Raw genomic sequence first — 23,422 nt, 5'->3', positions numbered from 1 at the left:
CCACCACCCGCAGGGGATGGTGGGCCGGTCCGTGTGACAAGCGTCGCGCGAGGTCCGACTACTCCGCCGGGGCGTCGGCGACCAGGAAGGAGTACGTCCGCTCCATGGACACCGTTCCGTCCGCGAACACACTGCGCACCACCAGGGTGTGCGTACCGCTATTGTCCGGGGTCCAGCTGACAAGCGCGCTGCCGTTGACATCGGCTCCGACCCCCTGCTCGGGGCCATCGTCGAAGCGGTACCGGAACTCGGTGCTGCCGGACACCTCGGAGCTGATCAGGAAGTCGCCGGCCTGACCCGGGCCGCCGGCAGGGTAGCCGGGGTCATAGAGGAATCCCTGGATGACCGGCAACAGATCACGCACGAAGAAGACGAAACTCGTCGACTCCGACTGGACACCGTCGCGGTTGACGCTCCAGACCGTGAGCGAGGTGAAGCCGGCCTTCGTCGGTGCCCAGGTCACCGACGCGGATCCGTCGGCCGCCGCGGTGACGGTGCTGGTCTGGGTGCCGAAGCGGTAGCGGTAGCTGACCACGCCAGGCTGACGCGGGGTGAAGGTGAACACTCCCGGCACACCCTGGCCGCCGCTGGTGGCCCCCTGCGCGTAGACCGTCGCGGTGACCTTCGGCGCGGTGCTCAGGCGGAAGGTGCGCACCGCGGTGGCGGTCACCCCGTCGGCGGTCACGCTGGTCACCGAGAGGGTGCGGTTGCCGCCCCGGGTGTCGGTAACGGTCAGGGAGGCCGTGCCATCGGCCGCCGCCTCGACCGTCTGCTCCGGGTCGCCGTCCAACTGGAAGCGGTAGCGGACAACCCCCGGCATCCCCGGCTGGACGGAGAACGTGGCCGGGGCCCCGATCTCCGTCAGGTTGCCGGTGACGACCGGTGCGACGTCGCTGGCCCGGAACTCGTACCGTGCCTCGGGCGACCGGTTCCCGGCCGCGTCCACGCTCACCACAGTGAGGCTCCTGGGCCCGGCGTTCGGGGTAATGGTGACCGTGGCCGTGCCGCCCGGCCGGTCCGCCGACACCGTCGCCTCGACTCCTCCGTCGAGCCGGTACCGGAAGGCGATCGCGTCCGCCGCCGCACCGGCGTCGAAGGTGAACTGGCCGGGCAGCGCCGGATGCCAGCTCAAGTCGGCGGGGAAGTCGGTGGAGGAGACGATCGGCGCGGTCGCCGGGCCGTGGAAGTCGGTACGGAAGTAGCAGAGGCTGCTCCACTCACCGTTCGCCCGGCTGTCCGCCGCCCGCACCTGCCAGGCGTACACCCGGTCATGGGTGAGGGTGTCGCGGGGGAAGAGGACGCCCGTCCGGTTGCCGTCCGAGCCGTTTCCGGTCCGCTCGATCCGGGCCGCCGGGTCGTCGACCGGCCACAGGGCGAATGTGGCGGTCAGTTGCTCGGCGACGCCGCTGCTGGCGTTCTGGTCGTGCAAGACCGCGGAGAGCCCCAGGTCGGTGCTGAGCTCGAACTGGTACGGCTCCGCCGTCGTGCACGGCTTACCGGAGCTCTGCAGCTCGGTGGGCACGCCGGGCGGGTAGTTGTAGTCGATGGAGAGGCCAACCGCGCTGGCGTACTGGCGGCCCAGCGTCCGGTCCGCCTCCACCCCGGCCGGCAGCCGGAGCGAGAGGGTGAGCGACGAGGCACCCTCGGCCAGTGCCTGCCGCAGCCCTTCGACGGCGTTCCACTCCACGTAGGGGGCGGGACAGCCGGCGACGTCGGGCAACGTGGCCGTGGACAGCTTCGCCAGCGCGGCCGGCGGCTTGGCCCAGCTCGACTGGGCGGTGTACGACCCGGTACGCCACAGCTCGACGCCCGGGCGCTTCGTGCAGTCGACGACCGAGGTCTCCTTGGCGGAGAAGACGGCCGACTCGATCTCCGCTCCCCGGTAGCGGGAGATGTCGAAGGTGAAGTAGGCCCGGGCCGTGTGCGTGCGCCCACGGTCGTCCCGCCAGGACCCGACCGGCACATCACCGGCCTGGTCAATCTTGATCGTCTTGGGCTGGCGGGAGTCCGTGTAGGCCCAGGAGTTGTTCTTCTCGTACCGCATCTCGTACGCCGCAGCTGGCGCGGCCGTGAGGGTGAGCAGACCTGCGGCGACCGTCATGGACAGCGCAGTGGCCAGCAGGGCCCGCCGCGGTCTTGCGGATATCGTCATGCCAGGCATGAGGGTCATCCCTCATCCACCTTTCCCCGATGTCCCCGCCTTCTGATCGACGGGGGCAGCGGATGCTATCCGGCACGGCGGACATCGGGCGATCACAATACGGCCGGTGCCTCCACAGAGGACCGCCGTGACCCGTGCGCCTGTCGGCTGGCAGCGTTCAGGCGCGCCGGTGGACGATCCGACCGGCGACCACGGTCACCAGGCAGGTGCCGTCGGCGTCGTGGACCGCCAGGTCGGCCCGCCCGCCCGGGAGCACTTCCGGCACCACGGCTGCCGGCAGCACCAGCAGGTCACTCCTGTCGACGGCGGCTCGCAGCGCCGGGTCGGCCAGGTGCTCGGCCAGCACCGCTGTCACCCCGCGCCCCAGCAGCGCGTGCACCCGCTCGCGCGGGGTGGGCGCCGCCGGCAGTGGACCGTCGTGCAGCAGCCCCGGCCCCAATATGCCCGGCCAGCGACGGACCCGCACACCCGCGTACGTCTCGCTCAGCTCGGCCAGCGGACCGACGGCCTCGACCCGGTCGCCGCCGACCAGCACGGCCTGGCCCGGCACCGGTTCGCCGTCGGCGGTACGCCGGAGCAGCGGCGCGGTGTGCAGGGTGAGCACGGTCAGTCGACGAACGGCCCGAGCAGCGGACGCTTCGCGGTCACCGTGTCGCCGGAGGAGCGGCCGGTGAGCCGCCGCCTGATCCACGGGGCCAGGTGCTGCCCGGCCCAGCGCAGGTCGGCCGCGCGAGCGGCCAGCCACGGCGACGGCGCCGGGTGCGGCGGGACCATCAGCCACTCCTCGTCGCAGCCCACCCCGAGCGCGTTCAGCACCTGACCGGCAACCCGCCGGTGCCCCGCCGGGGAGAGGTGCAGCCGGTCGGTGCTCCAGAGCATCGGGTTGAGGAACGTGTCGTCGGCGTACAGGTCGACCAGGATGGCGCCGTGCCGCTCGGCGGTTTCACCGACCGCCTGGTTGAGCAACTCCACCCGGGGAGCGACGAGACGTTGACCGGGCAGCCGTGCCATCACGTCCGCGAATCGGAAGAGGAGCACGTCCGCGCCACCCGAGCGCAACTGCCGGACGACCTCGTCGAAGCGGGAAAGCAGCGCTTCCGGGTCGAAGGTGCGCCGCAGCACGTCGTTGCCGCCGGCCGCGAAGCTGATCAGATCGGGCTTCATGGCCACCGCAGAGGGCACCTGCTCGGCCACCACGCTGGGGAAGAGCCGGCCCCGAATGGCCAGGTTCGCGTACCGGAAGTCGGGGCCGGCCTCGGCGGCGAGACGGGTCGCCACCAGATCCGCCCAACCCCGGTAGGTGCCATCCGGGTACGCGTCGTCCATACCCTCGGTGAAGCTGTCCCCGACCGCGACAAAACTGCGCCAGCGCACCCCGCGCCTCCCTCACCCGTTGCCTGCGGCGACCAGTCTGTCACCGGGGCCACGGCCAACGGTGCCCCGACCGGACGACGTGGCGGAGGTCATGCGACACGAACCGGTCTCCTCGACCAGCGCCCATGATCGACACGAGTTCACGGAAATCGCGCCATCTGAGCCGAGTTGATACCGCGACATCGGTGAACTCGTGTCGATCACCCGCGACGTTGGGCCTCCGACATCACTGGCCTGGTGCGCTCTCCTTTACGTACACGCCGGCACCCGGCAGCGACTCCGTGAGGCCTTGCATCTTCAGGATGAGGAAGACCCGGTCCGCGACGAAGCTGGAGACCTCGTACTGCTCACACAGCTCGGCCCTGCTCGGCAGGCGTGCGCCCGGCGGAAACTCCCCGGACTGGATCCGCTTGATCAAATCTTCGGCTACGCGCTGGTAGGCGTACTGCGGCGGCACTGGAGGTTCCCCTATCGGTCGGCACCTCCCACTCAATCACCCATGGTGAGTGCTTGACTAGCAATGGTTAGCCATGGCAGGTTTCCAGTAGCACCCCTATCGGTCGGCAACTGACGGGGTGCATGGATAGCGGTCCGGCTACCTGATCAGGGATCGGTGGCCGGACCTGCCCAGCTCGGGAGGTGCCGTGATCGAGCGCGAACTACCCCGTTCGGAATGGGTGCCGATGCTGGCCAAGCAGATCATCCGCCGACATTGGATCCTGGGTTCCTGCGAGCGGTGCCACGGTCGGACCGAGACATGCGGAGCACTGGGTTGGGCCAGAGAGCGAATCAAGGCGTACCGCTCGGCCGGCAACAGACCGGACCGGCACTAGACGATTAAGGCCTAACTCGAGACGGGGCTGGGGTTGCGGCGAAGGGCGCTGGCCATCCGCTGTGGCTGCCCGCCGTGTCGATGTGCTGTTGAGCGGTATACCTCAGAGGTATGAATATGACTCTGAGGTATACCGCTGACTACCGCATCCGCCCTCAGGGAGGTGACCGACGGTCACCGCCGGCCGCCGGCTGCGCCCACCGCCCCAACAGGGTTGGGAATTACTCGTCTAGAGCCAACGTGGAGCAGTCGGCTATCCGGCTGGTGGCGGGCTGCCCTGACTCGCTTCCAGGCCCCACAATGGGAGGCCGGTCACCGGGCCGCGCAGTGGGGAGGGCCTAGTTGAGTCAGGCAAGTGAGCCGAGCCCCACCGGGCCGGCCCCGGCGGTGCCCACATCGCCGCGCACCGCACGGACCCGTCAGATCCGGCTCGTGGGGCTCGTCGTCGCGCTGGCCGTCCTGGCCGCCGCCCTGGTCCCGATCGTCCTCGCGATGGGCCCGCCCACCCGCGACCAGCTGCTGGAAGACGCCGGCCTCAAGGGCAAGCAGCAGCTCGTCATCGGCGTGAAGGACGACCAGCCGGGCATCTCGCAGCACCTCCCGAACAACGTCTGGAAGGGCTTCGACGTCGACATCGCCTACATGATCGCGAGCTACCTCGGGTTCGACCACTCCCAGGTGCGTTTCGTGCCGATCGAGAGCGAGGACCGGGCTCGTCGACAGGCCCAGGACGCCGATGGGTTCGTCATCGTCGACCTGGTCATCGCCTCGTACAGCATCAACGACAAGCGCAGGGAGGAGGGCGCCGTCTTCTCGGCCGCGTACCTGAACACCGAGCAGTCGGTGGTGACGTTGAAGAGCTACCAGAAGCAGGTGAGCAGCCTGGAGGATCTGCGTGGGCTGACGGTCTGCTCGCTGACCACCTCGACGTCCATTCAGCGCCTCGCCGAGGCCGGCGCCTCGCCGGTGGGTCGAAACAGGATCAGCGAGTGCATCCAGGAGCTGTACGACGGCAAGGTGCAGGCCGTCACCACCGACGCGGCGATCCTCGCCGGCTTCGTCACCGGCGACCAGCCGGACGGCGACGGTCAACACTTCCCGGTGACCCTCAAGAACGTGAAACCGCTGCGGCACTGGGACATCGGCTCGTCGCCCCAGGAGCGCTGGGGCGTCAACACCGGCCCCAACCAGGCCCTGCTCGACCTGGTCGACCTGGCGCTCTACAAGTCGGCCAAGGACGAGAACGACTCGGCCTGGGAGAACGCGTACAACGCCAACCTCCGTTGGCAGCAGGGATACAACCTCCCGCAGCCGGTCGCGGAACAGCAGCAACCCGATCCGAGGAAGGTGGAGGTGCGACAGTGGCCGTGGGAGAGGATCGCGCTACCGCCCCCGGCGTACCCCGGATCACCACCAGCTCCGCCAAGGCGGTCCGCCCGCGCCGGATGGCGGGGGCGCGGCAGGCGCAGCAGTGGCTGCTGACCCTCCTTCCCACCTTCCCCGTCCTGCTCCTGGTGCTGCGACTGTGGCAGCTCAGCCAACAGGACATGTCCACGATGCTGCTGCTGGTCCAGTACGTCAGTCCGCTCGGCCTGCTCAGCGCGCTGCTGATCGCCCTGGTGTGGGCGTTCCCCGTGGTCGTGCTCACCTTCGGCGTCCTCGGTCGACTGCTCCGGCTCAGCGCTCCGGACCGGTTCGACCCGGAACGGTCACTACTGGCCTCCGGGACGGCACGTACCCCCGGTTGGGTGATCAGCGCGGCGGTCGCGCTGGGGGCCCTCACCTGGCAGCTCCGCTTCCTGCCGTCGCTGCTGATGCTCGGCCTCTGGCTGCTCGCGCTGCGCACCCGCTACCTGCATCCTGACCAGCCGACCCGGATCCTGCTGGTCAGCGTGGCCCTGCCGCTGGCCGCGGCGGTCCTGGCGTACACCGTGCTGGGCCCGGCCATCTGGACGGCGTATCAGGATGGCGAGGTGGCCACGGCCGCGCTGCTGGCGGTGCCGCCCGCCGCCACCGTGCTGCTCACCGGCCCGATCCCCGGCTGGATCGCCCCGGCGCTGACCCACGGTCTGGCGTTCACGGTCGCCGCCGTGCTCCCGGTGGTGATGGGCGCGGTCTTCCTCCGGGTGCCGCTGCTGCCCACCGCCGCGGTCGAGGTGGTCCCGAAGCAATCGGCCTCGCCGGCCCCGGACGTCACGGCCTCGGCAGCCCCGGGCGGCCCGGCCTCGAGCGCGTCGGCTGCTCCGACGAACGGCGGCACGGCAGGCCTGGACGGTGGGGACGGCCCGCCGACGGCCAACGGCGGCCCGGAGGTGGTGCTCGGCGCGTTCATCACGGTTACCGACACGTCGACGATCATGCTGGACCGGACCGCCACCGTGCGGTTCCTGCCGAACGGGTGGGTCGAGTCGCAGGTCCTCTGCCCCGAGCCGGCGGCGGTTCCGTACAGCCTGGTGTCGGTGCGGGGCTGGCCGGTGGAGGAGACCGCGCTCAACTGGATGATGCCCCGGCGGCCGGTGGCCGACCCGGACGTCCGCTGCGAGGGCCGCCTTCCCGGCGACACGTGACCCGGGACCGAATTGGATCGCCGCACCGGGACCGGCGGTCTTAGGCTGCCCGAATGCTGCTACGCATGTCGACCCTGTTGCTGCGGACCCTTCGCGAGGATCCGGCCGACGCGGAGGTGCCGAGCCATCGGCTGCTGCTGCGCGCCGGTTACATCCGTCGCGCCGCACCGGGCGGCTACACGTGGCTGCCGCTGGGCAAGCTGGTGCTGGACCGGATCACCGAGGTGGTACGTGCCGAGCTGGTCGCGATCGGCGACCAGGAGGTGCACTTCCCGGCGCTGCTGCCCGCCGAGCCGTACCGGACGAGCGGCCGGTGGACGGAGTACGGCGACCTCCTCTTCACCCTCGCCGACCGGCGCGGCGCCGAGCACCTGCTGGCACCCACCCACGAGGAGATGGCGGCGCTGCTGGTCAAGGACCTGTTCACCTCGTACCGGGATTTCCCGGTGACGCTGTTCCAGGTGCAGACGAAGTTCCGCGACGAGGCGCGGCCCCGCGCCGGTGTGCTGCGCGGCCGGGAGTTCCTGATGAAGGACGCGTACTCCTTCGACCTGGACGAGGCGGGGCTGCGGGACGCGTACGCGCGGCACCGGGCGGCGTACCAGCGGATCTTCGACCGGCTGGGCCTGGAGCACACGGTGGTGCACGCGATGTCCGGCGCGATGGGCGGCTCGGCGTCGGAGGAGTTCCTGGCCGCGACCCCGGTCGGCGAGGACACCTTCGTCGGCTGCACCGCGTGCGGCTACGCGGCCAACACCGAGGCCGTCGTCACCCGGGCACCCGCCGCCAGCGACCTCGCCACCGCACCCGCGACGCAGGTGCACGACACCCCCGAGACCGCGACGATCGCCAGCCTGGTCGAGGTGGCGAACGCCCGCCGGCTCGGGGACCGGGACGACTGGACCGCCGCCGACACCCTGAAGAACGTCGTGTTGACAGTGCGTCAGCCGGGCGCCGAGCGGGCCGAACTCCTGGTGATCGGGCTGCCCGGTGACCGGGAGGTCGACCTGAAGCGGCTCGCCGCCGCGCTGGAGCCCGCCCAGGTGGCCGTCTTCGACGAATGGGCCGGGCATCCGGAGCTGGTGCGCGGCTACATCGGTCCGCAGATGCTCGGCAAGCTGGGCATCCGTTATCTGGTCGACCCTCGCGTGGTGACCGGCTCCGCGTGGCTGACCGGGGCGAACGAGCCGGGTCGCCACGCGACGGGCGTGGTCTGCGGGCGGGACTTCACGCCCGACGGCACGGTCGAGGCAGCCGAGGTGCGCGCCGGCGACCCGTGCCCCGACTGCGGCGACGGCGAGCTGGCCATCCGGCGGGGCATCGAGATCGGGCACATCTTCCAGCTCGGTCGCCGCTACACCGACGCGTTCGCGGTCGACGTGCTCGGGCCCGCCGGAAAGCCGGTCCGGCCCACCATGGGCTGCTACGGCATCGGGATCTCCCGGGCGGTCGCGGCCATCGCCGAGCAGCACCACGACGACCGGGGACTCATCTGGCCGGCGGCAATCGCGCCGTGTGACGTACACCTGGTGGTCGCCGGCAAGGGTCCGCAGCTCGACGCGGCGCTGGACCTCGGCGGGCGCCTGGCCGCCGCCGGCCTGCGGGTGCTGGTCGACGACCGGACGCACGTCTCGGCCGGGGTGAAGTTCACCGACGCGGAGCTGATCGGCATCCCCCGCACCGTCGTGGTCGGCCGCCGACTGGCCGACGGGTACGTGGAGTTGCGCGAGCGGGCCGGCGACGGGCGCGCGGAGCTGCCGGTGGACGGTGTGGTGGAGCGGATCGTTGACGAGGCCCGCCGGGAGCGTGCGAACCTGGTGTAGCCACCGCGTCACGGGGTAGTGCAGTCGGATCGGGTGATACGTCTTCGGAGGATTTCATGACCGGTTACCGGGTCAGCGATGTGATGACCAAACAGGTCGTGTACCTGTCGGCCGAGACCACCCTGGACGAGGCGGCCAGGGTGATGAAGGAGGCGGACATCGGCGACGTGGTGGTCACCGACGGCGCCACCCTCGCCGGCATGCTCACCGACCGGGACATCGTGGTGCGGGCGGTGGCCGAGAACAGCTCACCGGCGGCCACCACCATCGGCTCGATCGTCACCCGCGAGGTGGTCATGATCGAGCAGCACTGCACGGCGGGTGAGGCTGCGGCGCTCATGCGGGAACGGGGCATCCGCCGGGTGCTGGTCTGCGACAGCGACCGCAAGCTGGTGGGGATCGTCTCGCTCGGTGACCTGGCCATGCAGCTCGACCCGACCAGCGCGTTGAGCGAGATCAGCGAACAGTCTCCGACCACGTGAGCCGTCGGCGCCAGCGGTAGCCTCGACACATGGCTGACATGCCGGCCCGACTGGCCGAGATCGTCGACGAGTTCGCCGCCGCGCCACGCGACCTGGTGCTGGAGATGCTGCTGGAGTACGCCGACGTCATTTCGCCGTTACCCGCCGACGCCGCCGGGCACGAGGGCATGGAGCAGGTGCCCGAGTGCCAGACCGCGTTCTTCCTGCGCGCCCGGGTGACGCCGGACGGGACCGTCGAGACCCTCTTCGACTGCCCGCCAGAGGCGCCCACCACCCGGGCGTTCGCCGGGATCCTCGCCGAGGGTCTGGCCGGCGCGAGCGCCGAGGAGGTGCTGGCCGTGCCGGACGACCTCTACCAGCGGATGGGCCTGGCCCAGGCGATCAGCCCGCTGCGGGTGCGCGGCGGCACGGCGATCCTGGGCCGGCTCAAGCGGCAGGTCCGGGAACAACTCGACTGAGCAGGCAGTTGTCACCGGTCATGGAGATCGAGATCTACGCGGACGTCGTCTGCCCGTGGTGCTACCTCGGCAAGCGTCGACTGGATGAGGCAATCGCCCGCTACGACGGCGAGGTGACCGTCCGGTACCGACCGTTCCAGCTCGACCCGTCGCCGGTGCCCGAACCCCGCCCGGTCATCGACGCGCTGGCCGACAAGTTCGGCGGCCCGGAGCGCGCGCGGCAGATGGTCGCGCGGGTGACCCAGGCCGCGGCGGGTGACGGGCTTCGGCTGGACTACGACCGTGCGGTGGCCGCGAACACCTTCGACGCCCACCGACTGGTCGCCTACGCCACCGAGCACGGCCGGGCGGCCGAGATGGTGGAGGCCCTGTACCAGGCGCACTTCACCAAGGGCGTCGACGTCGGCTCGCGGGAGGCGCTGGCCGCTGTCGCTGGTGGGATCGGCCTGGACGCCGCCGACGCACGCCGGTTCCTCGACTCCGACGAGCGGACCGCCGACATCGCCGCCGAACTGGCCGCCGCCCGGGATCTGGGCATCACCAGCGTGCCGACCTTCGTGCTTGCCGGGAAGTACGCGGTCAGCGGCGCACAGGAGGCCTCGACGCTCCTCGCGGCGCTGGCCGAGGTCGAACAGCGCGAGGCCGCAGGGCTATAGCCATCGACCGACGTGATGTTTCACGTGCAACGGTATCGATGTCGGTGCCTGGTCAGGCCGGCCTGGCCAGCCCTTCGACCACCTGCGCGCCGGGCAGCGCGCCCAGCGCCGGCCCCGGCAGCGCGATCTTGCTGTGCCGTACGCCGGACCCGATGATCACGTGCGGGGTGGCGATCACCCGCGCGTCCACCAGGATCGGCCACTGGGCCGGCAGCCCGATCGGGGTGATGCCGCCGTACTCCATGCCGGTCAACTCGACCGCGTCGGTCATCGGGGCGAAGCTCGCCTTGCGCACGTCCAGCGCCCGCCGGGCCACGCCGTTCACGTCGGCCCGGGTGGTGGCCAGCACGATGCAGGCCGCGTAGCGGACCACACCCTCGCGCTTTCCGGCCACCACGACGCAGTTGGCCGACACGTCCAGCCCCACCTCGTACGCCTCGCAGAACGCCGCCGTGTCGGCGAGATCGGCGTCGATCGGCGCGACCAGGACGTCGTCGACGTCCACCGGCGCGTTGGCCGGCCACTGGGCGATGGCCTCCGCCACCGGCGCGGCGAGCAGATCGAGGCGGGCACGGGCCGGTTCGGTCTTCAGCGTTCCCATCACGGGTGCGATCCTCGCACCCGCGCCGCCGGATCGCCCGCCGACTCCCGAGCCGTCTCGCGACACCACCTCCACGTCGCGGCTCAACTGCCGGCGAGGAACGCGTTGTCGCGTAGGAAGGAACGGTCGCGGGCGGCCGCCAGTTCCTCCTCGCGTCGGGCTTTGGCCCGCTGCAACTCCAGGTCTTCCAGCGCGTGCCGGACACCCAGCCGGATCACGCCGTAGAGGAAGACGAAACCGAAAACGTAGAGGATCACCGTGGTGACGACAACGAACATGAGGTCACCGTAAGGCGAACGTGAACCGGTATCCCTCTCATCTCCGCGCGGTTCCCCCGTACGTGTCCGCGAGGTGGTCGGCCCAGGTACGCACACCGCGAGGCAGCGCCTCGGTGACCAACCCACCGGCGCGCAGTTCGCGCCCGAGGCGGCCGGGGATTCGTACCGGCAGCAGCGGTCGGCGTGACCCGCGCGCCTCCCGCCAGGCACGGACCGCCTCGTCGAAGCGGAGCACCTGCGGCCCACCGAACTCCTCGGTGCCCCCGAGCGGGCCGGCGGCCACCCGGGCCGCGAGCCGGGCGGCCACCTCACCCGGATCGACCGGCTGGGCGAGCACCGCCCGGTCGCCGAACACCGGGCCCAGCCGCGCGCTGGTCGCCAGCAGATCGTCGAGGAACTCGGGGAACTGGGTGGCGCGCAGCACCGACCACGGCACCGGGCCGGCCGCGACCACCTGCTCGGCTGCCAGCTTGTGCCGGTAGTACGGGATCGGCACCCGGTCCACCCCGACGATCGAGATGTAGACCAGGTGCTGGACGCCGGCCGCGCCGGCGGCGAGCACCAGCCGACGGGTGCCCAGCACGTCCACCTGGTGGGTACGCCCCCGGGGCGAGGACGCCAGGTGCACCACCGCGTCCACCCCGGTCACCGCCTCGGCCAGCCCGTCGCCGGTGGCCAGGTCGGCCACGACCCACTCGACGTCCGAGCCGGTACGCGGCCGGCGGCTGCTGGCCCGGACGCTCATCCCGTCGTCGCGCAGCCGCGCCAGCACGTGGCTCCCCAGTCGACCACCCGCCCCGGTGACCAGAACCCTCATCGTCTCCTCCTGTTCCGCCCTGGCACGTACCGCGCCGTCGGGCTGATGACGACACCGCGACCGGACACGTGACCGGCTGCCTCACCCAAAACGGATCAGGTCCAGCACGGTCAGGAGCGCGAAGAACGCGATCACGATCTCGTTGACGATCCAGGAGTGCCCCTCGGCCCACTCCCGCATCCGGGCCAACACCCGCGCCGCCTTCTGCCCGAGCAGCACCAACGCCAGCAGCGGCACCGCGAGCAGGAGCACGGTGAGCAGCACGAACGGCACCAGGTGCCACCAGGGGAGGTTGTGTCGGGCCACTGTCGCGCCGACCGTCGCCATGGTGAGGTCGTCGGCGGGTGTCACCGCGAAGAGCAGGGCGCCCATCCGTGCGGCCCAGCGCGGATCGGCGTGGCTCACGCTGCCCAACCAACGCGGCGGCCCGGACCGGTTGCGGCGCAGCCAGACCACCAGGGCCAGGCACACCAGCAGCGCGAGCACCACCAGGTCGATGACCGGACCGCGATCGATCCTGCTGGCGGCCGCGCTGGCGTCGGTCGCCAACCCGCCCAGCAACCGGGTCAACAACCAGCTCACGGTCACCCCGACGGCGACCACCAGGCCGGCGCCGGCGAGGAAGCCCAGCGACGCGGCCCGGGGCCGGTCGGACGAGGCGAGGAAGACCGCCACGACCAGTTGCGTCCCGGCGACCATCACCACGGCCAGCGGCAGGACGGTCAGGAGGTTCATCGCCTGCCATCCTCGCGCCCGCCCGGTGCGGACACGTCGAATCCTCAGCCGATCACCCGCCCGGCCGTGTGGTCTGCGTCCATCACCACCCGGCCGGCCAGCAGCGCGCCGACCAGTGCCAGACCGGCCGCCACCACCAGGGTCACCACGTAGCTGGCGGGGCCGGGCGCACTCCCGGCAGCCAGTACGGCACCGGTGAGCGCCAGCACGGTCGCCGCGAAGAGCGAGTCGCCCAGTTGCAGCGACGAGCTGTTGCGCCCCTGCTCGCCGGGCGCGGACAGCTCCAGGGTGAGCACCGACAACGACGGGTACAGCAGTCCCATACCGAGCCCCGCCACCGCCCAGCCCAGCACGGCGACGGCCACCGGCAGCTCGGGTCGGACGGCCAACGCCACCGTCGCGGTGCCGGCCGTGATGCAGCACAACCCGACGCGGGGGAAGCTGGCCCGGGAGGCCGGCACGGGAAAACGGCCCTGCACCCAGGAGCCCACCGACCAGGCCAACGCGCCCACCGTGAGTACAAGCCCGGCGGCTGTCGGCGACAGCCCTCGCTCCCGGGAGAGCATCAGCGGGATGACCACCTCCGCGCCGACGAACGCCGCCGACGCCAGACCGCGCAGACCGATCACGGTGGGCAGTCCGCGGGCCGCCCGGAGGAACCCGGGCGGCAGCAGGCGCGGAGCGCAGACCAGCAGGCCGGCCAGGGCGAGCGCGATCACCGCCAGGGCCGTCACGCCGCGCTGCTGTCCCCCGATGTGCAGCAGTGCGGCGCTCACGCCCGCCCCACAGGCCCAGCCGATGCGGGCCATCGCGCCGGCCGGTGGCCGGCTCGGCACGGTCCCGTCGAGCGACCGCAGGCCCGGATGAATCAGCAGCACCGCCGGGACGGCCACCGCCGGCACCACGAGAAAGACCCACCGCCAGCCCAGGTACTCGACAATCAGGCCGGCCAGCGCCGGCCCGACCAGCGACGGTACGACCCACGCCGCAGCGAACGCGGCGAAGATGCGCCGATGCAACTCCTCGGGGTACGCCTGCCCGACGATCACGTAGAGCGCCACCGAGAGCAACCCCGAGCCGAACCCCTGCACGACCCGTCCGACCACCAACGCGGTCATCGTCGGCGCGGTCCCGGCGACCAGCAGCCCGACCACGAACCAGCCGACGCCGTGCCACATCGGTCCTCGGGGCCCCCGTGCGTCACACCAGATCCCGGAAACGACCATGGCCACCACACCGGCGGCGAACGGGCCACCGAACGCGATCCCGTACAGCGCCAGCCCGTCCAGGCTGCGCGCGACGGTCGGCATGGCCGTGCCGACCGCCAACGCCTCGAACGCCAGCAGCGACACCAGCGCGACGCTGCCCACCGTCATCGCCCGCAGCCGGGGGGCGAACAACCCGGCGGGGACCGGAACGGGGGTGGCGGTTCGGCTCGACATGCACCGAGCCTGCGACCTCAACCCGGATTCATGTCAACCGGGGGTGACCCGGCTCTCGTCAGGCTTCCTGGAGCGCCTCCCCGACGCCGCGTACCAGTCCCGAGAAGTGCTGGTCCGCCAGGAGATGCCCGGCGGTGATCACCAGGGCGAGCGGCCATTCGATCACCTGCAACGCGGCCAGCACACCGAGCCCGGCGTAGTAGGCGATCTTGTCCGGTGGTGGCACCGCCACCTCGCCCACCATCGGCAGCTCCACCCGTCGGCTGTAAATCCGAACGTTCTCGTGTGAACCGTTGAGGTGTCGTGTCAGCGTGCTCATTCCGGCCTCCCCGTGTCCGGTGATGGTCGTCGGATTCCACCGTCCACCCCGTCCATGCGCGGCCAGCCCCGCAAAGTTCCGGTGGTCCGAGGGGCATAACGGACGCCAGGTCGGGAAGCCAGGCCGCCGGACGTGAGGCGGTGGGAGGGCGAGATGACCGACGGCACAAGCGACAACGGGGAGTCGGGTCGGCGTCCGTCCGGCCGTACGCCTCGATGACGGCGGCGGGTCGCGCCGCCGGCCGCCTCCTGCCGTCCATCGGCGTGCCGCACCTGGTCGGGGAGGCGTCCCGGACCGTCGGGTCGGCGGCGACCCGGCTGGCCCGGACGGTCGGGCTGACCCGGCGTCGGGTCTGGTCGCGCCCCGGCCGGCACCACATCGAGGTGCACGGCGTCTGCCAGGACGGTGGCGACCGGTTGGCCCGGCAGGTGGAGGCCGCGCTGGAGCGGTTGCCCGGGGTGGCCTGGGCCCGGGTGAACGCCCCGTCCGGCCGGGTGGTGGTGGCCGTGCAGGCGCCCGAGCCGCGGCTGCGGGACCTCATCGCCACGATCGGGCGGATCGAGGGAACCTGCGACCACGAACCGGATCCGGAGATCCCGCCCCCGCATCCGCCGGAGGAGGGGCCGCGTACGCCGCGCACCCTGGGCGCCCTCGCCTCGGACGCACTGGGCCTGACCATCACGGCGGCCACCCGGCTCCTGCCGTTCGCGCCGCTGCCCGGCGAGGTCGCCGGCCTGCTGGCCGCTGCGGACCTGCAACCGAAGCTGCACGCCTTCGTCGGCAGGCGGCTGCGCTCCGACCCGCGCGCCGACGTCATCTTTCCGCTGGCCGAGGCGGTGGTGCAGGGTCTGACCGGCCGGTGGACGGGGATAGTGCTCGACGGCGCCCAACGGATGGTGCAGTGGGGGGAGGCGCGGGCCCAACTCGCCGCGTGGGAGAAGGCCGAGCCGCGGCTGACCGGCGACCCCGAGCGCGCCACCGCGCGGTGGCCCGCGGTCGACCGTCCCCGCCCGAAACCGGACGGCCCGGTCGAGCACTACATCAACCGTATGTTGACCGCCGGCGTGGCTGCCGCCGCGGCGGCGACACCGATCGCCGGGCGCAAGCGAGCCGCCGCGCTGGGCCTGTCCGCGCTGCCCAAGGCGCCGGGCAGTGGGCGAGAGGGGTACGCGGCACAGCTCGGCCGGATCCTCGCCCGGCGCGGGGTGATCGCGATGGACCGTGGCGTGCTGCGGGAGCTGGACCGGATCGACACGCTGGTGCTGGACGCGGCGGTGCTCGGATCGGAGCGGGGCGTACTCGCCGACCTGGCTCCGGCGGCCGAGGTGGACGTCGACGAGGTGGCGGAGCGGGCGTTCGCGCTGTTCGACCCGAGCGACCCGACCGGTTCACCGGAGCTAGACGGCTGGCGGCTGGCACCCCTGGACCAATTCCCGGCGGGCGATCCCGGCGACGTGCCGGACGGCGAGCGGCTGCGCGCGGCCGGCGGGCAACTGCTCGGGCTCACCCACTCGGGTCGGCTCACGGCGCTGCTGCGGGTCGAACCCGAACCCGCGCCGGGTGTCGACAGCCTGCCGGCCGCTGCCCGCCACGCCGGCCTGAAGCTGATCGTGGCCGGCGGCGACGAGCAGCGGTACGGCTTCGCCGACGCGCTGCTGCCCGGCGGGGACCACCTGGCCGACACGGTACGTGCGTTGCAGCGCGACGGGGCGGTCGTGATGCTGGTCTCCGGGGACCGGGCGGCGCTCGGCGCGTCCGACTGCGGCCTCGGGATGTCCGCTCCGGACGAGCTGCCGCCGTGGGGAGCGCACCTGCTGGTCGGCACCGACCTGCGAGTGGTGGCCCTGGTCATCGAGGCGACCGGGGCGGCCCGGCGGATGACGCGGCAGAACATCCGGCTCGCCATGGCGGGCACCGGCCTCGGGGCGCTGGGCGCGTTCACCGCCCCACCGACCCAGCTGCCCCACAAGTCGCTCGTCGCGGTCAACGGCGCGGCCGGCCTCGCCTTCGCGAACGGGGTCTGGCGGGCCAGCCGGTTGCCCGACCGGTCGGACACGCCGGTGCCGGTGGCGACCGCCTGGCACCTGATGCCGGTCCGGACCGTGCTCGACCAGCTGGGCACCACGCCGGACGGGCTGGCCAGCGCGGAGGCGCAGCGCCGACACGACGGCCAGGGGGCGGGCGGCAGCGACACACCCGCCGGTGGTGGCCTGCTGCGGGCGTTCCTGGACGAGCTGTCCAACCCGCTCACCCCCGTACTGGCCGCCGGGGCGGTGCTCTCCGCGTCGTTCGGCTCGCTTGTCGACGCCGCGCTGGTGGGCAGCGTCGTCGGCGGGTCGGCCCTGATCGGGGCGGTGCACGAACGCAACACCGAACGGTCGCTGGCGGAGCTGCTGTCGCGTTCGGCGGTGACGGCCCGGGTCCGCCGGGACGGCGTCGAGCGAATCGTCGCGGCCGAAGACCTCGTCCGCGGAGACGTCATCACCCTCGAATCGGGAGACTCGGTGCCGGCCGACTGCCGGGTGCTCGAATCGGTGGGGCTGGAGGCGGACGAGTCGTCGCTGACCGGCGAGTCGCTGCCGGTCGCCAAGAGCAGCCGGGCGGTCGTCGCCGCGGCCATCGCCGACCGGCACTCGATGCTGTACGAGGGCACCACCGTCGCCGCCGGCCAAGGAACCGCCGTGGTGGTGGCGACCGGCGTCGACACCGAGTCCGGACGCAGCCTGGCGCTGGTCCGGCAGGCGCCCCCGACCAGCGGGGTGGAGGCCCGGCTCGGCTCGTTGACCAGCGCCGCCATTCCGTTGGCCGCGGGTTCGGCGATCGCCGTGGCCGGGGCGGGGCTGCTACGGGGCGTACCGCTGGCCGAAACGGCGGCGACCGCCGCGAACCTCGCCGTCGCGTCGGTGCCGGAGGGGCTGCCGTTCCTGGTCAGCGCCGCGCAGCTGGCCGCCGCGCGGCGGCTGGCCGAGCACGGCGCGTTGGTCCGCAACCCCCGCACGATCGAGGCGTTGGGCCGGGTGGACGTGCTCTGCTTCGACAAGACCGGCACCCTCACCGAGGGCCAGTTGCTGCTCGCCGGGGTCGGCGACGGCGTCGGCGACCGGTACGCCGCGGTGGACCGGCTCGACGACCGACTCCGACTGACCCTCGCCACGGCGCTGCGGGCCACCCCCGCCGCGGCCAAGCCGGAGGAGTTGGCGTTGCAGACCGATCGGGCCGTCCGGCGGGGCGCCGCCACGGCCCAGGTGGTGGAGCAGACCGGCGCCGCCGGCTGGCGGGCGGCCGGCGGGCTGCCGTTCGAACCGTCCCGCGGCTACCACGCGAGCATCGGCGAGACCGAGGGCCGCCTGCTGCTGAGCGTCAAGGGCGCCCCGGAGACGGTGTTGCCGCGCTGCGCGACGCGGCGTGCCGACGGCCGGCAGGAGCCGCTGGACGACGCCGGCCGCGCGGAACTGCACCGTCTGCTGGCCGACCGGGCCGGGGCGGGGCACCGGATCCTGGCCGTCGCGGAGTGCGAGGTGGACGCCGCGCACATCACCGACTCCGACGTCCGAGGTCTGACCTTCGTGGGGTTCCTGGCCCTCGCGGACGGGGTCCGGGAGAGCGCCGCCCCGGCGGTACGCCGGATCCGGCAGGCCGGGGTGCACACCATCATGATCACCGGCGACCACCCGGCCACCGCCGAGGCGATCGCCGCCACCATCAGCGAGCACAACGAGCAGCGGGTGGTCACCGCCACCGAACTCGACCAGTTGGACGACGAGGCGCTCGCCGAGCGGCTGGCCAACACCGACGTGGTGGCCCGCTGCACCCCGGCGCACAAGGTGCGCATCATCCAGGCGTTGCAGAAGTGCGGGCGGACCGTGGCGATGACCGGCGACGGCGCCAACGACGCCCCGGCGATCCGGCTGGCCGACGTCGGCATCGCCCTCGGCCAACGCGGCACGCCGGCGGCCCGGGCCGCCGCCGACCTGGTGGTCACCGACGACCGGTTGGAGACCATCATCGCCACCCTGGTCGAGGGTCGCGCGATGTGGTCGTCGGTCCGCCACGCGCTGAGCATCCTCGTCGGCGGCAACCTCGGCGAGATCGCGTTCAGCGTGCTCACCGCCGCGGTGACCGGCCGTTCCGCCCTCACCGGGCGGCAACTGCTGCTGGTCAACCTGCTCACCGACCTGGCGCCGGCGCTGGCCATCGCGGTCCGCCCACCCGCCTCGGACCGCACCGACGGTCTGCTCCGGGAGGGCCCCGACACGTCGCTCGGTGAGACCCTCAGCAGGGAGATCGGGCTCCGTGCGGCGTCCACCACGCTGGGCGCGACCGTCGGCTGGACGTTGGCGCGGTACACCGGCCGCCAGCGGCGGGCCGGAACGGTCGCCCTCGTCTCGCTCGTCGGCACCCAGCTCGGCCAGACCATCCTGGCCGGCGGCACCAGCCCGGCAGTGCTGGCGTCCACGGCGGCGTCGCTGGGAGTGCTGGTCGTGGTGGTGCAGACGCCGGGGGTGAGCCAGTTCTTCGGCTGCACGCCGCTCGGCCCGGTGGGCTGGACCATCGGCGCCGGATCGGCGCTCGGTGCCACCTTCGCCAACGGCGCGCTGACCAAACTGGTGGAACACCTGCCGCCGGCCCGACCCGACCTCGCCGGCGCTGCGGCGTCACCTGCATCCGAGAGCGCTATACCTCAGAGTCATATTCATACCTCAGAGTCATAACGCTCGACGGGACACGGCCAAGCCGCCAACCTGCGGCTAGCTCTCCTTGCGCAAGGGTCGCGGGCCGGTCCCTGTTCCGCCCAGCAAAAACCACCGCGAAACTCCACCCCCGGGATGTGCTCGACGAGCCGGCCGATGTCCACCACACTCGTCAATGAATTGGGAAGATCCGTCCGCAGCTCCTCGGCTGCCGTCTCCAGGTCGTCCTCCTCTGTGGACCAGTCGATGTCGGCCAGGTCGGCCACCGCGCGAGCGGTGACCGTCGCGGGATCGGTGACGATCACCTCGACCCGGCAGTACAGGTGCATGGTTACCGGCGTTGGTTGTTCGACCATCCAGTGATCATCACAAGTCTGGATCTCGTCCGTGGCCCGCCGTCGCCGGCCGGGACCATGAGCCGCCAGGTGAAGGCACCGGTGACCATCACCAGAGCGACGACGCCGAGCAGGGCTCCGATCAGCACCGTGCTGTGCACGCCGTGGCTCGGTAGCGCGAGTCCGGCGACCAGGGCGCCACCGGTGATGCCGACGTTGACAGCGGCGGAGACGGTGGCGGCGGCGAGGTCGGAGCGCCCGGGCGCCACCTGCAGCACCACGCCACCGAGCGCTGCGGTGAACGCCGCGAACGCCAGTCCGGCCAGAGCAAGCAGGCTGACGGCAGCCGACGGCCGGTGGCCGAGCGCGTACAGCCCGAGCAGTGCCACCGACTGCAGCGCGACGGTCACGACCAGCGCGAGCCACGGGCTGCGGTCCACCACCGCTCCGACAGCGAGGATCCCAAGCACGCTGGCGACACCGCGCGCCAGCAGGATGGCCCCGACCGACGTGGCGGAGAACCCGCTGACCTCGGTGACGAAGAGGGCGACATAGGTGTAGGCGGCGATGGCCCCGGCGGTCGTGAGGACGGCCACCGCGACCAGTAGCCAGAAGCGGTAGACGTCGGGCGTCGCACCCCGGGCGGCATGTCCCTGGTCGGGCGGCGTCGAGGGCAGCAGCGTGGCCACCGCGACGAGCACAATCGCGCCGAGGCCGGCCACCGCCAGGAACGACATCCGCCAGCCGGCCCGTTCGCCCAGCCAGGTGCCCGCAGGCACCCCCAGGAGCAGAGCGACGTTGCCTCCGGCGAACACGATCGCGACCACCCGCCCGCGTAGTCCGGGTCGGAACAGCCCGGCCGCGGTCGGGACCACTACCGCCCAGAACAAGGCATGGGTCGCCGCAGTTGCCATCCTGGCCGCCAGCAGCAGCGGGAACGTGCTCGCGAACACGGTGGCCGCAGTGCTGACGACGAAGCCGGCCAGCAGCGCAGACAGTAGTCGCTGGCGAGGGACCTTCCTGGCCAGCACCGTCAACGGGATCGAGGCGACGACGACCACCGCGCCGTACGCGGTGACGAGCATGCCCACTTGCGACGGTGTGACGGCCAGGTCCGTGACCATCGGGATCAGCAGCCCGATCGGCAGCGCCTCGGCGGTGGTGTAGAGGAACGTCCCCCCGGACAAGCCGATCAGTGCTCCCACTGCCCGCCTGTGGCCCATCCAACGCTCCCATCGTTACCGGCTAAACGACCTATGCCGGCAACAGGCTAGGCGTACCCCAGCACGGGGTCAACTGGTAAAGTGGGCTTTGATGGAAACAGTTGAGGGCGTCAAGCGGATGCACCTGGTGGGCGGCAATCTCGCCCTGGACTTCATCAACACCCGCACCGGTCCACCCGGCGGACCCTCGGACGACGACGTGCTCACCGGCTATCCCGAGCTGGTCGCCTGGGGCGCGTACGCGGGCGCCCTCACCGACACCGAGACGGCAGCGTTGCACCGGCTGTCTCGCAACGATCCAGACGGCGCTCGCGCCGCCTTCGCGCGAACGCTGCGAACCCGCGACAACCTCGACGAGGTGTTCCGACCGCTGGCCGCCGGAAAGAGTCCGAGCGCGCGTGCGCTGGCCCAGTTGCGGGACGACGAAGCAGACGCGCTCGGCCACGCACAACTTGAGCGTGGGAGCACGTTCGTGTGGGCCTGGCGGGAGGACCGGACGCTTGCCCGGCCGCTACGGCCCGTTGTGCACGCGGCGGTCCAACTGCTCACCGCGGGGGCGCTGGACCGAATCAAAGGATGCGGAGGCTGTCGCTTCATCTTCATCGACGAGAGCAAGAACCGCAGTCGCCGCTGGTGCAGCATGGACGACTGCGGAACCGCGGAGAAGATGCGCCGCTACGTCGCCGCGCGCCGCACACGTGCAACGCGGTGAGCGCCCAGCCCACCACGCCGATCCGCATGGACATTGCCTGTTGAGGTGCCAGGAGGCAAAGGACTACGAGTGCGTGGCGGAGGCGATCGCCGCAGCCGCCGCTTGAGCGCGATCATGGGAAAGGCTCTGCCAGTGAAGCGACCGCAGAAGGTTGTGGCCTACATCGTCCGCGAGGATCGGCTGCTGGTATTCGTCCATGCCGACGACGGACAGTTCGATCAATCCGGCCTCCAGGTTCCTGCGGGCACCGTTCGTTATGGCGAGCTACCTGAACAGGCTGTGCTGCGCGAGGCATCTGAGGAAACCGGCCTGCACGGACTACGCATCGAGCGGTACCTGGGGGCAGCAGAGTGGGACATGCGTCCGTACGTCGATGCGGTTCATGTGCGGCATTTCTTTCAGCTATCCGTCGAGGACGCCGAGGTTCCGAAGCGGTGGATCGTTGAGGAACACGCCGATGGCACCGACAAGCCGATCCGCTTCGAGCTGTACTGGCTGCCTCTGGCGCAAGGACACGTCCTCGCCGCCGGCCAGTCTGCCCTGCTCGGCAGGCTTTTTGATTGACGGTCTTGGGGCGCCAGTTTGAAGGTCGAAGATCACTATCCGTGCGCCGACAGGAAGGCATTCAGTCGGGTCGAGACGGCTGTGGGGTCCTCGAGCCACGGGAAATGTCCCGCCTCGGGGATGGTGGCGAGCGTGGCACCGGGGAGGATGTCGAGGAGTCTTCGGGTGTTGGCCAGTGGTCGTGGGTCTTGCTCACCATGGATTATCAGAGTCGGAGCGGTCACCTTCCCGGCGAGCGTGGTCACGTCGGGCAGGCCGGACGCAAGTGCTCGGTTGGCCTGCCAGTTGATCTCAAAGGGGGCCGACGCAGCGGCCCTCGCCCACACCTCGGCCCTCGACGGGTCGGCATAGTCCGGTAGCCAGCACAGCATGCGGAACTCGACTTCCTCCTCCCAGCTCCGCTTCCGGCGCTCCAGCTCATCACGGCGTTCCTGCTGTCCGGCGGTGAGGCGGTTGGCGACTTCTGCGTGGTACGGCGCCCGCCACGCCGTCCCCGGCCCAACCCCGCCGCAGTAGATCACCGCCTGCACGTGTTCGGGATATGTCCAGGCGTATGCGAGGACGAGAGTGGCTCCCCACGAGTGGCCGAAGACCGTCCATCGGTCATAACCCCAGTGTCGACGTAGGGCATCGAGGTCGGCGAGTGCCCGGTCGAGCCTGTAGTCATGCGGTCCGGTCGAGCGGCCGCAGCCTCGCTGGTCGTACCGATGGACATGATGGGCCGGATCCAACATGGCTGGAATCGGGCCGAGGTAGTCCCAGAGCCCGGGCCCTCCATGGCAGAGGACAACGGGCGATCCACCGGCGGGTCCGGAACTCAGTGTCCAGAGACGCGCGCCGTCGTCGACCGTCACCGCGCACTCCCCGGTCTCGCCCACCGGCACAGACTCCAGGGATGGGAACCTGCGGTCAAGCGTGGCTGGCACGAGTGTGCTGGGCGAGAGGACAGCGTGACCGCTTGGCTGTACGGATCGCTGCACTCGCGACCGCCGACTGGACGTTGGCCCGGTACACCGGCCGCCGGCAGCGGGCCGGAACCGTCGCCCTCATCTCCCTGGTCGGCACCCAGCTCGGCCAGACCATCCTGGCCGGCGGCACCAGCCCGGCCGTGCTGGCGTCCACGGCGGCGTCGCTGGGAGTGCTGGTCGTGGTGGTGCAGACGCCGGGGCTGAGTCAGTTCTTCGGGTGCACGCCGCTCGGCCCGGTGGGCTGGACCATCGGCGCCGGATCGGCGCTCGGTGCCACCTTCGCCAACGGCGCGCTCACCAGACTGGTGGAGCACCTTCCGTCGGCACGACCCGACCTCGCGCAGCCCACTCCCGGGACCGAGGGGACGGCCACGGACGGCTGAC

The 23,422-nt window shown here is 71.6% G+C and carries 22 protein-coding genes and 1 pseudogene; 10 read left to right on the top strand and 13 right to left on the bottom strand.

From position 1 onward, the window contains the following. Positions 1–58 precede the first annotated feature (58 nt). The 4 genes from ABZT87_RS05940 to ABZT87_RS05925 form a co-directional block, all read right to left on the bottom strand. Positions 59–2,152, bottom strand: a complete 2,094-nt coding sequence (locus ABZT87_RS05940; protein WP_355133961.1) for a hypothetical protein — start codon at positions 2,150–2,152, stop codon at positions 59–61. Between the two features lie 166 nt (positions 2,153–2,318). Then, on the bottom strand, positions 2,319–2,765 hold the full coding sequence (locus ABZT87_RS05935) for a hypothetical protein (RefSeq protein WP_355133959.1): 447 nt from the start codon (positions 2,763–2,765) through the stop codon (positions 2,319–2,321). Between the two features lie 2 nt (positions 2,766–2,767). Further along, positions 2,768–3,535, bottom strand: a complete 768-nt coding sequence (locus ABZT87_RS05930; protein WP_355133957.1) for an SGNH/GDSL hydrolase family protein — start codon at positions 3,533–3,535, stop codon at positions 2,768–2,770. A 226-nt stretch (positions 3,536–3,761) separates the two neighbouring features. Beyond that, positions 3,762–3,992: a winged helix-turn-helix domain-containing protein gene (locus ABZT87_RS05925; RefSeq protein ID WP_355133955.1), complete on the bottom strand. Its 231-nt coding sequence runs from the start codon at positions 3,990–3,992 to the stop codon at positions 3,762–3,764. Between the two features lie 717 nt (positions 3,993–4,709). On the opposite strand from ABZT87_RS05925, the gene ABZT87_RS05920 reads away from it, so the two are divergent. The 6 genes from ABZT87_RS05920 to ABZT87_RS05895 are packed head-to-tail and all read left to right on the top strand — an operon-like array spanning position 4,710 to position 10,353. Next, positions 4,710–5,849, top strand: a complete 1,140-nt coding sequence (locus ABZT87_RS05920; protein ID WP_355133953.1) for a transporter substrate-binding domain-containing protein — start codon at positions 4,710–4,712, stop codon at positions 5,847–5,849. Then, complete coding sequence (locus ABZT87_RS05915) at positions 5,735–6,934, top strand: hypothetical protein (protein WP_355133951.1); 1,200 nt, start codon at positions 5,735–5,737, stop codon at positions 6,932–6,934. The genes ABZT87_RS05920 and ABZT87_RS05915 overlap by 115 nt, the downstream gene beginning before the upstream one ends. Positions 6,935–6,987: 53 nt before the next feature. After that, positions 6,988–8,757: a proline--tRNA ligase gene (locus ABZT87_RS05910; RefSeq protein WP_355133949.1), complete on the top strand. Its 1,770-nt coding sequence runs from the start codon at positions 6,988–6,990 to the stop codon at positions 8,755–8,757. A 56-nt stretch (positions 8,758–8,813) separates the two neighbouring features. Continuing rightward, positions 8,814–9,239: a CBS domain-containing protein gene (locus ABZT87_RS05905; protein WP_355133947.1), complete on the top strand. Its 426-nt coding sequence runs from the start codon at positions 8,814–8,816 to the stop codon at positions 9,237–9,239. Positions 9,240–9,268: 29 nt separating this feature from the next. Further along, positions 9,269–9,697, top strand: coding sequence for a SufE family protein (locus tag ABZT87_RS05900; RefSeq protein WP_355133945.1), 429 nt, complete (start codon positions 9,269–9,271; stop codon positions 9,695–9,697). A 20-nt stretch (positions 9,698–9,717) separates the two neighbouring features. Then, positions 9,718–10,353: a DsbA family oxidoreductase gene (locus tag ABZT87_RS05895; protein WP_355133943.1), complete on the top strand. Its 636-nt coding sequence runs from the start codon at positions 9,718–9,720 to the stop codon at positions 10,351–10,353. Positions 10,354–10,405: 52 nt separating this feature from the next. Here ABZT87_RS05895 and ABZT87_RS05890 read toward each other — a convergent pair whose 3' ends face one another. The 6 genes from ABZT87_RS05890 to ABZT87_RS05865 all read right to left on the bottom strand — a co-directional run bounded on the left by ABZT87_RS05890 (position 10,406) and on the right by ABZT87_RS05865 (position 14,545). Next, a complete protein-coding gene (locus tag ABZT87_RS05890) occupies positions 10,406–10,954 on the bottom strand; it encodes a YbaK/EbsC family protein (protein WP_354855012.1) in 549 nt (182 codons plus the stop codon). An 83-nt stretch (positions 10,955–11,037) separates the two neighbouring features. Further along, positions 11,038–11,232 (bottom strand): hypothetical protein, encoded by a 195-nt coding sequence (locus ABZT87_RS05885; RefSeq protein WP_355133941.1) that lies wholly within the window; start codon positions 11,230–11,232, stop codon positions 11,038–11,040. A gap of 37 nt (positions 11,233–11,269) precedes the next feature. Beyond that, positions 11,270–12,049, bottom strand: a complete 780-nt coding sequence (locus tag ABZT87_RS05880; protein WP_355133939.1) for an NAD(P)H-binding protein — start codon at positions 12,047–12,049, stop codon at positions 11,270–11,272. A gap of 81 nt (positions 12,050–12,130) precedes the next feature. Continuing rightward, complete coding sequence (locus tag ABZT87_RS05875; RefSeq protein WP_355133937.1) at positions 12,131–12,784, bottom strand: GAP family protein; 654 nt, start codon at positions 12,782–12,784, stop codon at positions 12,131–12,133. Between the two features lie 44 nt (positions 12,785–12,828). Beyond that, the gene (locus ABZT87_RS05870; RefSeq protein WP_355133935.1) at positions 12,829–14,226 is read right to left on the bottom strand and encodes an MFS transporter; all 1,398 of its coding nucleotides are present in this window, start codon (positions 14,224–14,226) and stop codon (positions 12,829–12,831) included. Positions 14,227–14,284: 58 nt separating this feature from the next. Then, entirely contained in the window at positions 14,285–14,545 is a 261-nt protein-coding gene (locus ABZT87_RS05865; RefSeq protein WP_355133933.1) for a hypothetical protein, read from the bottom strand. A 215-nt stretch (positions 14,546–14,760) separates the two neighbouring features. Here ABZT87_RS05865 and ABZT87_RS05860 point away from each other — a divergent pair, with 215 nt between their 5' ends. Beyond that, a complete protein-coding gene (locus tag ABZT87_RS05860; protein ID WP_355133931.1) occupies positions 14,761–19,257 on the top strand; it encodes an HAD-IC family P-type ATPase in 4,497 nt (1,498 codons plus the stop codon). Here ABZT87_RS05860 and ABZT87_RS05855 read toward each other — a convergent pair. Together ABZT87_RS05855 and ABZT87_RS05850 are read right to left on the bottom strand one after the other, a co-directional pair. Then, positions 19,239–19,592 (bottom strand): hypothetical protein, encoded by a 354-nt coding sequence (locus ABZT87_RS05855; RefSeq protein WP_355133929.1) that lies wholly within the window; start codon positions 19,590–19,592, stop codon positions 19,239–19,241. The genes ABZT87_RS05860 and ABZT87_RS05855 overlap by 19 nt on opposite strands. Then, entirely contained in the window at positions 19,568–20,758 is a 1,191-nt protein-coding gene (locus ABZT87_RS05850; RefSeq protein WP_355133927.1) for an MFS transporter, read from the bottom strand. Before ABZT87_RS05850 ends, ABZT87_RS05855 begins: the two co-directional genes overlap by 25 nt. Before the next feature lie 127 nt (positions 20,759–20,885). Between ABZT87_RS05850 and ABZT87_RS05845 the strand changes: the two genes are divergently transcribed. Both ABZT87_RS05845 and ABZT87_RS05840 read left to right on the top strand, forming a co-directional pair. Beyond that, positions 20,886–21,506, top strand: a complete 621-nt coding sequence (locus tag ABZT87_RS05845; protein WP_355133925.1) for an ABATE domain-containing protein — start codon at positions 20,886–20,888, stop codon at positions 21,504–21,506. 132 nt (positions 21,507–21,638) lie between these two features. Further along, the gene (locus ABZT87_RS05840; RefSeq protein WP_355133923.1) at positions 21,639–22,070 is read left to right on the top strand and encodes an NUDIX domain-containing protein; all 432 of its coding nucleotides are present in this window, start codon (positions 21,639–21,641) and stop codon (positions 22,068–22,070) included. Positions 22,071–22,105: 35 nt separating this feature from the next. Here the strand turns inward: ABZT87_RS05840 and ABZT87_RS05835 are convergent, their stop codons facing one another. Further along, positions 22,106–22,924, bottom strand: a complete 819-nt coding sequence (locus ABZT87_RS05835; RefSeq protein ID WP_355133921.1) for an alpha/beta fold hydrolase — start codon at positions 22,922–22,924, stop codon at positions 22,106–22,108. A 128-nt stretch (positions 22,925–23,052) separates the two neighbouring features. Here ABZT87_RS05835 and ABZT87_RS05830 point away from each other — a divergent pair. Further along, positions 23,053–23,421, top strand: a pseudogene (locus tag ABZT87_RS05830) (cation transporting ATPase C-terminal domain-containing protein); the annotation flags it as partial. Position 23,422 lies beyond the last annotated feature (1 nt).

It is taken from the genome of Micromonospora sp. NPDC005237 (assembly GCF_040607775.1).
Taxonomy (GTDB): Bacteria; Actinomycetota; Actinomycetes; order Mycobacteriales; family Micromonosporaceae; genus Micromonospora.
This window is presented reverse-complemented; position numbering and strand designations above follow the sequence as displayed.